This is a genomic window from Micromonospora coriariae (assembly GCF_900091455.1).
In the GTDB taxonomy this organism is placed as follows: domain Bacteria; phylum Actinomycetota; class Actinomycetes; order Mycobacteriales; family Micromonosporaceae; genus Micromonospora; species Micromonospora coriariae.
Genome location: NZ_LT607412.1, coordinates 2,699,049 through 2,713,810 on the forward strand (window position 1 = coordinate 2,699,049; position 14,762 = coordinate 2,713,810).

13 protein-coding genes are annotated in these 14,762 nt (G+C 69.9%); 3 read left to right on the plus strand and 10 right to left on the minus strand.

The annotated features are described in order from the left end of the window. Positions 1-101: 101 nt before the first annotated feature. The 3 genes from GA0070607_RS12665 to gyrB all read right to left on the minus strand — a co-directional run bounded on the left by GA0070607_RS12665 (position 102) and on the right by gyrB (position 5,611). Entirely contained in the window at positions 102-1,007 is a 906-nt protein-coding gene (locus GA0070607_RS12665; protein ID WP_089018391.1) for a DUF3566 domain-containing protein, read from the minus strand. A gap of 4 nt (positions 1,008-1,011) precedes the next feature. Beyond that, positions 1,012-3,534 (minus strand): DNA gyrase subunit A, encoded by a 2,523-nt coding sequence (gene gyrA / locus GA0070607_RS12670; protein ID WP_089018392.1) that lies wholly within the window; start codon positions 3,532-3,534, stop codon positions 1,012-1,014. A 130-nt stretch (positions 3,535-3,664) separates the two neighbouring features. After that, complete coding sequence (gyrB, locus tag GA0070607_RS12675) at positions 3,665-5,611, minus strand: DNA topoisomerase (ATP-hydrolyzing) subunit B (RefSeq protein ID WP_089018393.1); 1,947 nt, start codon at positions 5,609-5,611, stop codon at positions 3,665-3,667. Between the two features lie 524 nt (positions 5,612-6,135). On the opposite strand from gyrB, the gene GA0070607_RS12685 reads away from it, so the two are divergent. After that, entirely contained in the window at positions 6,136-6,690 is a 555-nt protein-coding gene (locus GA0070607_RS12685) for a hypothetical protein (RefSeq protein WP_089018395.1), read from the plus strand. On the opposite strand, the gene GA0070607_RS12690 is transcribed toward GA0070607_RS12685, so the two are convergent. Next, entirely contained in the window at positions 6,675-7,178 is a 504-nt protein-coding gene (locus tag GA0070607_RS12690) for a MarR family winged helix-turn-helix transcriptional regulator (protein WP_089018396.1), read from the minus strand. The genes GA0070607_RS12685 and GA0070607_RS12690 overlap by 16 nt on opposite strands. 120 nt (positions 7,179-7,298) lie before the next feature. Between GA0070607_RS12690 and GA0070607_RS12695 the strand changes: the two genes are divergently transcribed. Beyond that, a complete protein-coding gene (locus GA0070607_RS12695) occupies positions 7,299-7,526 on the plus strand; it encodes a hypothetical protein (protein WP_089018397.1) in 228 nt (75 codons plus the stop codon). A 9-nt stretch (positions 7,527-7,535) separates the two neighbouring features. Here GA0070607_RS12695 and GA0070607_RS12700 read toward each other — a convergent pair whose 3' ends face one another. The 6 genes from GA0070607_RS12700 to dnaA form a co-directional block, all read right to left on the minus strand. Continuing rightward, positions 7,536-8,183 (minus strand): DUF721 domain-containing protein, encoded by a 648-nt coding sequence (locus GA0070607_RS12700; RefSeq protein ID WP_089018398.1) that lies wholly within the window; start codon positions 8,181-8,183, stop codon positions 7,536-7,538. Beyond that, the gene (recF, locus tag GA0070607_RS12705; protein ID WP_089018399.1) at positions 8,173-9,306 is read right to left on the minus strand and encodes a DNA replication/repair protein RecF; all 1,134 of its coding nucleotides are present in this window, start codon (positions 9,304-9,306) and stop codon (positions 8,173-8,175) included. The genes GA0070607_RS12700 and recF overlap by 11 nt, the downstream gene beginning before the upstream one ends. Before the next feature lie 16 nt (positions 9,307-9,322). Then, positions 9,323-10,195, minus strand: coding sequence for a phosphogluconate dehydrogenase (NAD(+)-dependent, decarboxylating) (gene gnd / locus GA0070607_RS12710; RefSeq protein ID WP_089018400.1), 873 nt, complete (start codon positions 10,193-10,195; stop codon positions 9,323-9,325). 40 nt (positions 10,196-10,235) lie between these two features. Next, complete coding sequence (dnaN, locus tag GA0070607_RS12715; protein ID WP_089018401.1) at positions 10,236-11,369, minus strand: DNA polymerase III subunit beta; 1,134 nt, start codon at positions 11,367-11,369, stop codon at positions 10,236-10,238. Between the two features lie 212 nt (positions 11,370-11,581). After that, on the minus strand, positions 11,582-11,854 hold the full coding sequence (locus GA0070607_RS32335) for a hypothetical protein (RefSeq protein WP_157743143.1): 273 nt from the start codon (positions 11,852-11,854) through the stop codon (positions 11,582-11,584). Between the two features lie 301 nt (positions 11,855-12,155). After that, complete coding sequence (gene dnaA / locus GA0070607_RS12720; RefSeq protein ID WP_231930981.1) at positions 12,156-14,072, minus strand: chromosomal replication initiator protein DnaA; 1,917 nt, start codon at positions 14,070-14,072, stop codon at positions 12,156-12,158. 544 nt (positions 14,073-14,616) lie between these two features. On the opposite strand from dnaA, the gene rpmH reads away from it, so the two are divergent. Beyond that, a complete protein-coding gene (rpmH, locus tag GA0070607_RS12725; protein ID WP_007453904.1) occupies positions 14,617-14,754 on the plus strand; it encodes a 50S ribosomal protein L34 in 138 nt (45 codons plus the stop codon). Positions 14,755-14,762: the final 8 nt, after the last annotated feature.

Sequence of the window (14,762 nt, forward strand, 5' to 3'; positions counted from 1 at the left end):
GGGGCCGGGCCCGCGAGCCGGGCCGTCGACACCTGCAAAACCTACCTGAGTACGAGACGCCGGAGCGACCGCATTCCGCGGCGCCCCGGCGTCCCGATCGCTCAGTCCCGCTCGGCGAGGGTCAACTCGATCCCGCCGACCAGGTCGGCGCAGACGTTGTAGACGAACGCTCCCAGCGTGGCCAGCGCGGTGAAGAGCACCACGTTGACCAGGCCGATCAGCGCCGAGCTGAGGATCACGCCCTTGGCGGTGATCTGGAAGCCGCTGGTGCTCTGCCCCCCGCCGGCGTTCACCAGGTCGCTCAGGCTGTCGTTGACGCTCTGGAACACCCCCATCGCGTCCAGCGCCAGGTAGAGCACCGACGTGGCGACCACCACGACGATGAAGAGCACCACCGAGACGGCGAACGCGAACTTCATCACGGACCAGGGGTCGATCCGCTTCAGGTTCAGCCGGGCCCGGCGCGGCCCGCGGGACGCGGCCGAGCTGACCGAGGTACGCGCTGCGCGTACCGCCTCACCGACCCGGGCCGCCCCGACCGCCGACGCGTTCCCGATTCCCGGCGGCAGGCCGCCGCCGCTGGCCGGGCGGCTGGTGCCGGTGGCACGCCCCCCGTCCGGCTGCGGCTGGGTCATGCCCGGCGTGATCCGGGGCTGCGTGCCGGTGGCCCCGGTGGATGCCGCCTCGCCCGGCCGGACACTGATCGGCTGGGTGGTCGTGGGACGGGCCGGGGTCGCCGCCGCCACCGGAGGCGCGTCGGTGGACGCCGGCGCCTCGACGCCGGACGTCTCGGTCTTGTCGCCCGATCCACCGTCCTCGCCGGGCTGGTCCGGCGGGGGTGTCATGCCGGGAGCCCGGGTGAATTTCGGGGCAGGCGCGTCGGCGGGGACCGTTGCCCGGCCCACGGCCGCGCGGCCGGTCGCTGGTGTGCCGCCCTTGGCGGCCTCCTCGTCGACCGGGTTGGCCGAGGTCCCCGTGTTCCCCGACTTCGCCTGTGTCTCCGTCATTCAACTAGTCCTGTTCGTCGGGTTCGTCGGCATTGCGAGCAATGGCCACGATAGTCACGCCGTCCGGGAGGTCCATCAGCTTGACCCCCATTGTGTTCCGGTCACGCGTACGGCGTACAGGCTTCACCGGAGTCCGGATGACACCACCGTTGCTGGTGATCGCGAACAACTCGTCGTCCGGGTCGATCACCACCGCGCCGACCAGACCACCGCGCCGCTCGGTGATCTTCGCAGTCAACACGCCCTTACCTCCCCGGCCCTGCACCGGGTATTCCTCGATCGGGGTACGTTTCGCGTATCCCCCGTTCGTGGCCACCAGAACGTCCAGGCCCTCCCGAACGACCTCCATGGCGAGCAGGACGTCGTCGTCCGTGAAGCGCATGCCGATCACGCCGGAGGTGGCGCGACCCATCGGCCGCAGCGCCTCGTCGGAGGCGTTGAACCGGATCGCCTGCGCCTTCTTGGAGACCAGCAGCAGGTCGTTCTCCGGCGCAACCAGCGCAGCACCGACCAGCTCGTCCTCATCGCGCAGGTTGATCGCGATGATTCCGCCGGAACGGTTGGAGTCGAACTCCTCGAGCCGCGTCTTCTTCACCAGGCCGTTCTTCGTGGCCAGTACCAGATAGGGGGCTACCTGGTAGTTCGGGATTTCGATGATCTGCGCGATCTGCTCGTCGGGCAGGAAGGCGAGCAGGTTGGCCACGTGCTGGCCCTTGGCTACCCTACTGGCCTCCGGCAACTCGTACGCCTTCGCCCGGTAGACGCGTCCCTTGTTCGTGAAGAACAGGATCCAGTCGTGGGTGGAGCATACGAAGAAGTGGCTGACAATGTCGTCCTGCCGCAGCGTGGCGCCGCTGACACCCTTGCCACCTCGGCGCTGCGAGCGGTAGAGATCCACCTTGGTCCGCTTGGCGTACCCGGTCCGGGTGATCGTGACGACCACGTCCTCCCGGGCGATGAGGTCCTCCATCGAGACCTCGCCGTCGAACGGGATGATCTGCGTACGTCGCTCGTCGCCCCACTTGGCGACGATCTCGCCCAGCTCCTCCGAGACGATCTTCCGCTGCCGCTCGGGCTTGGCGAGGATGTCCTTGAGGTCGGCGATCTCGATCTCGAGCTTCGCCAGGTCGTCGACGATCCGCTGCCGCTCCAGGGCGGCGAGACGGCGCAGCTGCATGTCCAGGATCGCGGTCGCCTGGATCTCGTCGATCTCCAGCAGCCGGATCAGGCCCTGCCGGGCGTCGTCCACCGTCGGCGAGCGCCGGATCAGGGCGATCACCTCGTCCAGCGCGTCCAGCGCCTTACCGAGGCCGCGCAGGATGTGCGCCCGCTCCTCGGCCTTGCGCAGACGGAACGCGGTCCGCCGGCGGATCACGTCGATCTGGTGCTCGACGTAGTAGCGGATGAACTGCGCCAGGTTGAGCGTGCGCGGCACCCCGTCGACCAGGGCCAGCATGTTGGCGCCGAAGGTCTCCTGGAGCTGGGTGTGCTTGTAGAGGTTGTTCAGCACGACCTTGGCGACCGCGTCGCGCTTGAGCACGAGCACGATCCGCATGCCGGTACGACCGGAGGACTCGTCGCGGATGTCGGCGATCCCGGCGAGCTTGCCCTCCTTGATCAGCTCCGCGATCCGCTCGGCGAGATTGTCCGGGTTGACCTGGTAGGGCAGCTCGCTGACGACCAGGCAGGGCCGGCCCCGCTTGTCCTCCTCGACCTCCACCACCGCGCGCATCCGGATCGAGCCGCGGCCGGTGCGGTACGCGTCCTGGATCGCGGTGGTGCCGACGATCAGGCCGTGGGTCGGGAAGTCCGGACCCTTGACGATGCCGAGCAGGGCTTCGAGGGTGGTCTCCTCGTCCTCCTCCGGGTGCTCCAGGCACCACTGCACCGCCGCGCCGATCTCCCGCAGGTTGTGCGGCGGGATCTTGGTGGCCATGCCGACCGCGATGCCCTCGGAGCCGTTCACCAGCAGGTTGGGGATCCGCGACGGCAGGATGGTGGGCTCCTTGGCCCGGCCGTCGTAGTTGTCCTGCAGGTCGACGGTGTCCTCGTCGATGTCCCGCAGCATCTCCATGGCCAGCGGATCGAGCTTGCACTCGGTGTATCGCATGGCGGCGGCCGGGTCGTTGCCGGGAGAACCGAAGTTGCCGTTTCCGTCGACCAGCGGATACCGCAGCGACCAGGGCTGCGCCATCCGGACCAGCGCGTCGTAGATCGCCGAGTCGCCGTGCGGGTGGAACTGACCCATCACGTCGCCGACGACCCGGGAACACTTCACGTAGCCGCGGTCCGGACGGTAGCCCGAGTCGAACATGGCGTAGAGGATCTTGCGGTGCACCGGCTTGAGCCCGTCCCGGACGTCCGGGAGCGCACGACCGACGATGACGCTCATCGCGTAGTCGAGGTAGGAGCGCTGCATCTCCACCTCGAGCCCGACCGGTTCGATCCGGTCGTGCGCGACCACGGCGGCGATGGCCTCGGCGGGGACCTCGGGCTCGTTCGGTGTGGACTCGGGGGAATCGGTCACTGTATACCCTTATCAGACTCAGAGTCGTTTTCGTGCTGTGGATAACGGCTGTGGATACTGGCCAAGCTGTGGATAACTCTGTGGATCGGCGGGTCGGTCGGGTGCACACCGGCCGACCCGCCGAGCTCCATCAGATGTCCAGGAACCGCACGTCCTTGGCGTTGCGCTGGATGAACGACCGGCGCGCCTCGACGTCCTCACCCATCAGCACGCTGAACAACTCGTCGGCGGTCGCCGCGTCGTCGAGCGTGACCTGACGCAGAGTACGCGTTGCCGGGTTCATAGTGGTTTCCCACAGCTCGGGATAGTTCATCTCGCCGAGGCCCTTGAACCGCTGAATGTCGTCCGGCTTGGCGTTCGGCTTCTTCTGCTGGCGCAGCGCGATCAGCCCGTCCCGCTCACGATCGGAGTAGGCGTACTGGGCGTCGTCGCCCTTCTTGTTCCACTTGATCTTGTAGAGCGGCGGGGCTGCCAGGTAGACGTGGCCCATCTCGACGAGTGGACGCATGAAGCGGAAGAGCAGGGTGAGCAGCAGCGTCTGGATGTGCTGGCCGTCGACGTCCGCGTCGGCCATCAGCACCACCTTGTGGTACCGCAGCTTCTCCATGTCGAAGTCGTCGTGGATGCCGGTGCCCAGCGCGGTGATCAGCGCCTGGACCTCGTTGTTCTTCAGCACCCGGTCGATCCGGGCCTTCTCCACATTGAGGATCTTGCCGCGGATCGGCAGGATCGCCTGGGTGCGTGGGTCGCGACCCTGCTTGGCCGAGCCGCCGGCCGAGTCACCCTCGACGATGAACACCTCGGACTCACGGGGGTCGGTCGACTGGCAGTCGGCCAGCTTGCCCGGCATCGAGCCGGACTCCAGCAGCGACTTGCGTCGGGCCAGCTTGCGCGCCTGCTGCGCGGCGATCCGGGCCCGGGCCGCCTGGGACGCCTTCTGAATGATCGTCTTGGCCTCGGCCGGGTTGCGGTCGAACCAGTCGACCAGCCGGTCGTTGCAGACCCGCTGCACGAAGCTCTTCACCGGTGTGTTGCCCAGCTTGGTCTTGGTCTGGCCCTCGAACTGCGGATTGGTCAGCTTGACCGAGATGATCGCGGCCAAGCCCTCGCGGATGTCCTCGCCGGAGAGCTTCTCGTCGCCCTTGAGCAGCTTCTTGTCGGTGCCGTACCGGTTGACCACGCTGGTCAGCGCGGACCGGAAGCCCTCCTCGTGGGTGCCGCCCTCGTGCGTGTTGATGTTGTTGGCGAAGGTGTAGACCGACTCGCCGTACGACTCGTTCCACTGCATGGCGATCTCGAGGGACATGCCCTCCTCCTCGGCCCCGAACTCGACCACCGTCTTGTGCATCGGGTTCTTGGAGGCGTTGAGGTGTCGGACGAAGTCGGCGATACCGCCGTCGTAGCGGAAGGTGACCTCGCGGGTCTTGCCGTCCTCGTCCTCGGCCACCCGCTCGTCGAGCAGGTGGATGGTGATGCCCCGGTTGAGGAAGGCCATCTCCTGGAGGCGTCGGTAGATGGTCTGGAAGTCGAAGTCGATCGTCTCGAAGACGTCGGGGTCGGGCCAGAAGGAGACCGCCGAGCCGGTGAGGTCGGTGGCCTCGCCCTTCTCCAGCGGGCTCGGCTTGGAGTTGGTGTAGTGCTGCCGCCACACGGAGCCGGACTTGTGGATCTCGACGAACATCTTCGTGGAGAGCGCGTTCACCACTGAGACACCGACGCCGTGCAGACCGCCGGAGACCGCGTACGCCTTGCCGTCGAACTTGCCACCCGCGTGCAGCACCGTCAGCGCGACCTCGACGCCCGGCTTCTTGAGCTTCGGGTGGAGGTCGACCGGGAAGCCACGGCCGTTGTCGGTGACCTGGACCCCACCGTCGGCGAGCAGCACGACGTCGATGGTGTCGCAGTAGCCGGCCATCGCCTCGTCGACCGCGTTGTCGACGACCTCCCAGACGAGGTGGTGCAGACCGCGCTCGCCGGTGGACCCGATGTACATACCGGGCCGCTTGCGAACCGCCTCCAGCCCCTCGAGAACGGTGATCGACTCTGCGCCGTACTCCTGCTTGTCCTGCGCTGCCACCCTCGGCCACTTTCTCGCGTCGTCCGCGCCAAAATGGGCGCGTCGGGCGCGGGTTCGGCGGACAGGACGCGACGTCGGCGCGCGGACCGGTGCCGGAAATTTCCGGACAGCGGGTCGAACGCGCCGGTCGCCGCGGTTTGCCCGCGGATCGCGATCGGCTCGACCCGACGTGGAGAATGACTCTGGGGCCACCGGCCCCGTCCCTCGCTCCGCACCGGGTCTTCGTCTCACCGTCAATCCTACTGTGCGCGGAGGACAGAACCACCAGTCGGCACCCTCAGCGAGGCGGCTGAGAAGTCCATAGCCGGCAGAACCCCATTGCCCGCGACTCCCCCCACACGCCAGGCTCCGATCGGACGCGCCGCCCCGGAACGGGTTGACCCGCGGCCGGGCGGGTCGGGGGTCGCGGCCGGGCCGCCCGTGCCGTACGTTTGCGGCGCCCCGGAAGCGGGCTTGATCTTTAGCGGCCGGAACCGGGACGATCGACCCGATCGACCCGACACGTGCTCTTTAAGAGGTGACAGATGGGGCTGGACAACGTCGCGGTGCACTGGCCGCGGACCGGCCGCTTCTACGATCCGGTCGCTCCGGCCGAGTTCGTCGACTTCGGCGAGATCGTCGACCTGCCACGAATCTCCGCTCCGACGGCGGCGCTGGCTGAGCTGATCGCGAAGACCGGCACCGTCCGGGCGACCGCGTACACCGAGCTGGTGGATCTGCTGCTCGGCCTGGAAGGTGTGTTGTACGCCACAGACGCCGCGGCCGAGGACGAGGACCCGGTGATCGACCCGGACGGGTGCGCCTGGATCGCCGGCGGCATCGAACGGTTCGTCACCGGCCACCGTGCGCACGGCGAGGCCGTGACGTTCGAGTCGGTGAGCGTCGTGCTGCGCTCGCTGCTCGGCGACGGGCGGCTGGCCGAGCAGCAGCTGCGCTGGCTGGAGAGCCGGCTGGACGCGCTGCGCGACGAGAGCGGCGACCCGCCGCAGTGGAATTTCACCTGCGCCGAACTGGGTGTGCTGGCGGCGTTCTACAGGCGCTGCGCCGAGCGCGGCTTCGCCGTCTACGCCGACGCCTGACCGGCCGGCCCGGGATCGGCGGCGGTCTGGTCGTCGCCTCCGGGGCGGTTGGCCGCGGCGATCACCTGGGTCAGCACCACGTGCAGGTGCCGCAGGTCCTCGACCGGCAGCCCGAGCCGCTGGACGATCGCAGCCGGGATCTGCTCGGCCCGGCTGCGCAGGGCGACTCCGCTGGGGGTGAGGGTGACAGCGAGGCTGCGTTCGTCGGCGGCGTCGCGCTCACGGCGCAGGTAGCCGGCGGCTTCGAGCCGCTTGAGCAGGGGCGACAGGGTGCCCGGGTCGAGCTGCAACAGCCGGCTGAGGTCCCGGCCGGACAGCGGCGCGTGCTGCCAGAGCGCGAGCATGACCAGATACTGCGGGTGGGTGAGGCCCATCGGCTCCAGCAGCGGGCGATAGACGGCCACGACACTGCGCGCCGCCACCGACAGGGCGAAACAGACCTGTTGCTCCAGCGCCAGCGGGTCGACGCCGTCCGGTCGTTCGCTCATCGGTTGCCCTCCTCAGACACAGTGGCTATCGTACCGATCATTGGTGCACAAACTATTAGTACACCAATGGTCTGCCCCGGTGCTCGGGCGGAACGACGGCGCGCAGGAAGAGGGCGGCAGATGAGCGAGGACGACGCGGCCACCAAACCGCAGGGCGAGGGCGGCCGGTTCATGCGCTGGGCGTTCCGGCACCTGGCCGGCCCGGCCGAGGGCGTGCAGGGGGCGGTGCAGGGCGGCTCGGCCGAGGCCCGCGAGGCGTGGAAGCGCGACCTGGCCGAGCGTAAGCGCTACACCCGCGAACAGCGCGAACGGAAGCGGGCCGCCAAGGAGGCCGACCGGCGACGCTGAGGCGCTCGCTCAGCCGTAGGTGTCCCGCGGCCCCCGGCCGCGTACCCGACGCGGCCCCTTGGACCAGGACGGCGCGGCCGGACCGTGGATGTGCAGCTTGCGCACCACGTTGTGGCCGACCTCCCGGGCGATCTGCTTGAGCAGCGAACCGGCGAGCAGCCGCAGCTGCGTCGCCCACGCGGTCGAGCGGGCCTCCACGGTCAGCTCGCCGTTCTCCAGCTTGACCGGCCGGCTGTGCTGGGCGACCTCCGCGCCCACCACCCGCTCCCAGGCGCCGAACACCGTGGCCTCGGCCGCCGGCTGCTGCCAGCCCCGCGCCTTCACCAACCGGTTCAGCACCACGCTGAGCGGCTGCGGGTCGCGCGGGTCCGGGCCCGGGCCGGAGTAGCCGCGCAGGCGCCGCCCGGAGCCGCCGTCGCCACTCCCGCCACTCCCGGGGGTACGCCGGGCGCGGGCCGCCGCCTGCCGCCGGGACAACGCCGCGTCGAGCACCGCCCGGGCCAGTTCCGGCCCGGTCGCGGCGTCCGGCTGCCCGCCGCCGTCGCCGTCGCCGCCGCCGGCCGCCTTCGACCCCGGGGTACGCGGCGATCCGGCATCACCGGCCCGCCGGTCATCGCGGCCAACGTCGGGACGGGCGGGTTTCGGCTCATCCGACACGGCGTACCGTCCCCTCGCCGACCTGGTAACGGACGCCGCGCAGGGCGGCCGGCACGTCGTCGTCCACCGCGCAGGTGACCAGCAACTGGCTCGCACCGCCGACCAGTTCCGCCAACCGCTCCCGGCGACCGGTGTCCAACTCGGCGAAGACGTCGTCGAGCACCAGCACCGGTTCGATGCCGTCGGCGCGCAGCAGGTCGTACCCGGCCAGTCGCAGCGCGAGCGCGAACGACCAGGACTCGCCGTGGCTGGCGTACCCCTTGGCGGGCAGCGGGCCGAGGGTCAGTGTCAGCTCGTCGCGGTGCGGGCCGACCAGGGTGGTGCCCCGTTCGATCTCGGCGGAGCGGGACGCGGCGAGCGCGGCGGTCAGCGCGGCCGCCAGCACGCCACGATCGGTGGTCGGCTCGGCCAGCTCGATCGAGGGCCGGTAGGCGATACCCGCGGCGCCGCGCCCGGCGGCCACCGCGTCGTACGCCTTGGAAACGTGCGGCGTGAGCGCGGCGACCAGCTCCAGCCGGCCGGCCAACAGCTCCGCGCCGTGCTGCGCCAGATGCGTGTCCCAGACGGCGAGGGTGCCGAGGTCGCCGCCCCGGGACCCGCCGGTCTTGCGGGCCAGGTACGCGGTACGCAGCAGGGCGTTGCGCTGCTTGACCACCCGCTCGTAGTCGGCCCGCACGCCCGCGTACCGGGGCTGCCGGTTGACCAGCAGGTCGTCCAGGTAGCGGCGGCGCTCGGCCGGGTCGCCCCGGACCAGCTCCAGATCCTCCGGCGCGAAGAGCACCAGTCGCAGGGCGCCCAGCACGTCCCGGGCCCGCCGCGCCGGGGATCTGCCCAGGCGGGCCCGGTTGGCCTTGCCGGGCACAATCTCCAGCTCGACCAGGAGCTCACGGCCGTCGTGGACCACCGCGCAGCGGATCACCGCCGAGGAGGCGCCCATCCGGACCAGTGGTGCGTCCGTGGCGACCCGGTGCGAGTCCAGGGTCGCCACGTAGCCCAGAGCCTCGACGAGGTTCGTCTTGCCGACGCCGTTGGCGCCGATCAGGACGTTCGCCCCCGGCTGGAGGTCGACGGCGACCCGCTCGTACGAGCGGAAGTCGACAAGTTCCAGCCGGTGGACATACACAGGGTGTGGATACCGCTCAGCGCTTGTGGACGGCGTGGCCGCCGAACTGCTGGCGCAGCGCGGCGACGGCCTTCATGGCGGGCGAGTCGTCCTGCCGGGAGGCGAACCGGGCGAACAGCGAGGCGGTGATGACGTTCAGCGGCACGGCCAGCCGGACCGCTTCGTCGACCGTCCACCGGCCCTCGCCGGTGTCCTCGGTGTAACCACTCAGCTCCGCCAGCTCCGGGTCCTCGTCGAGCGCCCGGTCCAGCAGGTCGAGCAGCCAGGACCGAACAACGGTGCCCTCCCGCCAGGACTTGAACACCCCCGGCACGTTGGTCACCAGCTCCGAGGCGGCCAGCAGCTCGTAGCCCTCGGCGTAGGCGTGCATCAGGCCGTACTCGATGCCGTTGTGCACCATCTTGGAGTAGTGCCCGGCGCCGACCGGCCCGGCGTGCACGAAGCCGAACTCACCCTCCGGCTTGAGCGCCTCGAAGATCGGCAACAGCCGGTCGACGTGCTCCTGGGCGCCGCCGACCATCAGTGCGTAACCGTTCTGCCGGCCCCATACGCCGCCGGAGACACCAACGTCCAGGTAGCCGATGCCGCGCTCGTTGAGCCGCTCGGCCCGGGGGGCGTCGTCGCTGAACCGGGAGTTGCCACCGTCGATGATGATGTCGCCCTCGCCCAGCACCGCGGCGAGCTCGTCGATGGTCGCGTCGGTGACACCGGCGGGCACCATGACCCAGACCGCCCGCGGCGACTCGAGCTTCTCAGCCAGCCCTGCGAGGGTCGGGACGTCACTCAACTGGGCGTTGTGGTCGAAGCCGACCACCTCGTGGCCGGCGGCCCGCAACCGCTCCCGCATGTTGCCGCCCATCCGGCCGAGTCCTACCAGGCCGAGCTGCATGTGTTCCTACCTCCGTGGATCTGGGTATCGGTGCGCGCGATCAGCGGGACACGCGGATCGGCATGATGAGGTACCGGTACCCCGGAATGGCCTCGCCATCCTCGCCGGCGGGCGAGATCACCGCGGGCTTGAAGGCGTCGACGAACGAGAGCACGGCGGTCTGGGAACCCAGGTTGGCCAGGCCGTCGATGAGGTACTGCGGGTTGAAGCCGATGGTCAGCGCGTCGCCGGTGAAGGCGGCCTCCATCGCCTCGCTGGCCCGCGCCTCCTCCGAACCGCCGGCCTCGACCACCAGCCCGTCGGCGCTGAAGCTCAGCAGCACCGGCGTGGTGCGCTCGGCGACCAGCGCGACCCGCTTGACCACCTCGATCAGGGTGCTGACCGGCACCCGGGCCTCGGCGTTGTGGGTGGCCGGGAAGAGCGAACGCACCGGCGGGTAGTTGGCCCCGTCGAGCAGCCGGCTGGTGGTACGCCGGGTGCCACCGGCGAGGCCGACCATGCCCTCGCCCGCCGCGCCCTGGGCGAGGGCGAGGGTGACCTCGCCACCCAGCGGGCCGAGCGCCTTGGCGGTGTCGTTCAGGGTGCGGGCCGGCACCAGGGCGTTGATGCTCACCTCGGGGTCGTCCGGCCGCCACTGGATCTCGCGCAGCGCCAGCCGGTAGCGGTCGGTGGCGAGCATCGACAGGGTGCTGCCGGAGAGCTCGACACGCACCCCGGTCATCATCGGCAGCGTCTCGTCGCGGCCGGCGGCGATGGCCACCTGGGAGACGGCGGTGGCGAACGCGGCGGCGTCAACGGTGCCGGCGCTCTGCGGCATCTCGGGCAGCGCGGGGTAGTCCTCCACCGGCATGGTGGGCAGGGTGAACCGGGCGCTGCCGCAGACCAGCTCGAGGTGGGCGCCGACGGCGGCGATGTCCACCGGCTTGGCTGGCAGCGCCTTGGTGATCTCGGCGAGCAGGCGACCGGAGACCAGCGCGGCCCCGTCGGCGTCGCCCTGCACCTCGACGGTGACCTGGCTGGAGACCTCGTAGTCGAACCCGGAGACCCGCAGGTTGCCGTCGGTGACGCGAAGCATCACCCCGGCCAGCACCGGTACCGACGGACGGCTCGGCAGGCTCTTCGCGGTCCAGGCCACGGCCTCGGCGAGCGCGTCGCGCTCTACTCGGAACTTCATCAATGCCTCCGCGTCGACGTCAGCGACAACTCTCTCATGCCGACCGCTGCCTACCGTCCCGCCCAACCGTGCGGGTACCCATCGCACTTTAGGGCGCGGGGGCATCGGCTGTGCGCCCGGCCCCGTGGATCGTGTCGATGCTGACCGGCTGGTCCGGCAGCTTTCGGCCCGATCCACAGAAAGTCCAACGGTGATGATTGGTTTTTGTTCTCTTAGAAGAGATAACCCATCGTCTTCATCGCACCTGTGCAAACTGTGGAGAACTCGGGTCCGCGCAGCTCAGACAGGTTATCCACCGGTGATTTGGCTGTGGAGAACCGGGGGTACAACCGCCTCGCGTGTCCACAGCCCGCCCGCGCCGGCCGGTTGTCCACCGTTGTCCACCGGTTGTCCACCGGTAATCCACCGACTTTCTCCCCAAGCCTGTGGATCGCCATGAAGATCACCAATGGCGTCATCCCCAGAACCTTCAACAGGTCGTACACAGGACGACGGTCGCCGGTGGACAACCGCGCAGTTGTCCCCAGCCGTCCACAGCGTCGTACACAGGGTTTCTCCACAGCCTGTGGGTAACTGGCGGAGGACGGACCGTAGTTATCCACTGACGGTGGACAGCGAGCTGTGGACAACGAGTGAGCATCGAATCGGTCACGGCGTCGATGCTGTGGTCTGCACCATGTCGAGGGTCAAGTCGGAGACCCGCCAGAGACGAAAAAAGAACGCCCGGCCGGGTCTCCGGCCGGGCGTGTCCAGGGCAGCGTGCCGTCGCGACGGCGGGCGTACGCCTCAGGTGTTCTGTTTGATCCGGTTGGTCAGCTCGGCGATCTGGTTGTAGAGCGAGCGCCGCTCGGCCATCTGCTGGCGGATCTTGCGGTCGGCGTGCATGACCGTGGTGTGGTCCCGGCCCCCGAAGGCCTGCCCGATCCGGGGAAGTGACAACTCGGTCAACTCCCGGCACAGGTACATGGCCACCTGGCGGGCGTTGACCAGCACCCGGGAGCGGGACTGACCTCGCAGGTCCTCCAGGCTCACCCCGAAGTAGTCCGCCGTGGAGACCATGATCTGGTCCGCGGTGATCTCCGGGCCGGCGCCGTCCGGAATGAAGTCCCGCAGGACCTCCTCGGCCAGCGACAGCTCGACCGTCGACCGGGTCAGGCTGGCGAACGCGGTCACCCGGATCAGCGCGCCCTCGAGTTCCCGGATCGAGTTCGACACCCGGGAGGCGATGAACTCCAGCACGTCCGGCGGGGCGTAGAGACGCTCCTGCGCCGCCTTCTTCTGCAGGATCGCGATCCGGGTCTCCAGATCCGGCGGCTGGATGTCGGCGAGCAGACCCCACTCGAACCGGGTCCGCAGCCGGTCCTCCAGCGTGGCGAGTTGCTTCGGCGACCGGTCCGACGTGATCACGATCTGCTTGTTGGCGTTGTGCAGCGTGTTGAAGGTGTGGAAGAACTCCTCCTGGGTGCGCTCGCGGTTCTCCAGGAACTGGATGTCGTCGATCAGCAGGATGTCGACGTCGCGGTAGCGCCGCTGGAACGCGCTGGTCTTGTCGTCCCGGAGCGAGTTGATGAAGTCGTTGGTGAATTCCTCGGTCGAGACGTACCGCACCGAGCGGGCGTTGCCGAGCGTCGTGGCGTAGTGCCCGATGGCGTGCAGCAGGTGCGTCTTGCCCAGCCCGGAGCTGCCGTAGATGAACAGCGGGTTGTACGCCTTCGCCGGCGACTCGGCCACCGCCACGCTCGCCGCGTGGGCGAACCGGTTGGACGAGCCGATGACGAACGTCTCGAACATGTACTTCGGGTTGAGCCGGTTGCCGCCGGTGTCGGTGCCGGGCAGCCGACGGTCGTCGCGCCCGCCGGGGCGATGATCCACACCGCTGCGACCCGGACCGCTGTCCGTCCCGCTGTCCCGCGGCATCGCACGGATCACGTGCTGGTCCCGCGGTGACGCCGCGTCCTCCCGGTAGCGGGGCTCGTAGGGCCGGGTGTCCGGGCCCGGCGGGTCCAGACGGCCGGCCTGCTCGTCGTAGCCGCGCCGGTCAGGCGCCGGGCGGGGCGTCCGCAGCGGCTCCACGAACGCGGCGCTGAACAACGCCTCCTGCCCGTCGCGGCTGGCCGGAATCAGCCCGGATCGGTGCCCGTCGGCGGTCGGCGCGAGCGGCGGACCGGACGGGGCCGGTGGCGCAGCCGGCTCGGGCGCTCGCGCCGGGTGCTGTTCAGGGATGACCGCGTCGTACGCCGGCCGGCCGGACTGCTCGTCGTCGGACGGTACGGCGGGCGGCGGACCCCCGGCGTCGATCGACCCCGGTTCGGGTGCACTGCGGTAGACGGTGCCAGCCGGGCGGCCGGCGGTGTCCTCGGCCACCCGCACGGTGACCGCGACCTGGATCGGCCGGCCGAGCCGCCGGGTGAGCGCCTCGGTGATCGCCGGGCGCAGCCGTGACTCGATCACGTCGCGGGTGAACGCGTCCGGGACGGAGAGCAGCGCGGTGTCCTCGACGATCGCCCGCAGCCGGGTCAGTCGGAGGTAGGCGCGCTGCTGGGCGGAGATGATCTCGTCGGCGAGCTCGTCGGTCGCCGCTAACCACACCGCGGCAAGGTCGGTCGTACCGGCCACCGTCGTGCCACCCCCTCGCCTCTGCTCCCGGCCGCCGCTGTCTGCCAGCCGGCCGTCCCGGGCCCGCCGCGTTCGCGGGTGGAACATCACCCACCCGGACGGTTGACCAGTGGTCGTCCACAGGTTATCCACAGCCTGTGTACCGACCGATTGTGGCCGCCCGCCGGACGCGGGTGGGACCTGCCCCCTGCCTGAACGGGCGCTGAAGCGGGTTCACCGTGCCGAACGATTCACTACCGTGTCCGGTCTTGCCTGCGCGCGACGACCGGAGCTTCCGACGCTCACCGCAATCGGGCACGGTAACAGCGTTGTCCCTGCGCCATCAACCGGCGACGCGACGGGCTCCTTGTCGGCATCAGCGAAAACCGCCCCTTCGGCCCCGGGCGCGTCCCGATCTCCGCCGTCGCGAGGTGTTTGACGGTCATTGCACCCCTGCGTAGGCTGGAGCGGCTGCTCTCTCGCCCTCTGCTAGGGTGATGGGTGCTTGCTGTCCGCGGTCGCATCCCCGCATCGCCGAGGTCCCGCTCCGCCGGGCAGCACCGATCGGTGGCCATCGTCGAGGTGGCCTGGACCACCCCACGACCCCGGCGATCCCGTCGCCCGGGGCGCGTACGAAAACGGAGAGCCTGACGTGAGCAAGCGCACCTACCAGCCGAACAACCGCCGGCGCGCGAAGACCCACGGCTTCCGGCTGCGCATGCGCACCCGTGCCGGCCGTGCCATCCTCTCGAGCCGCCGCGCCAAGGGTCGCACCACCCTGTCGGCCTGAGCCGACGG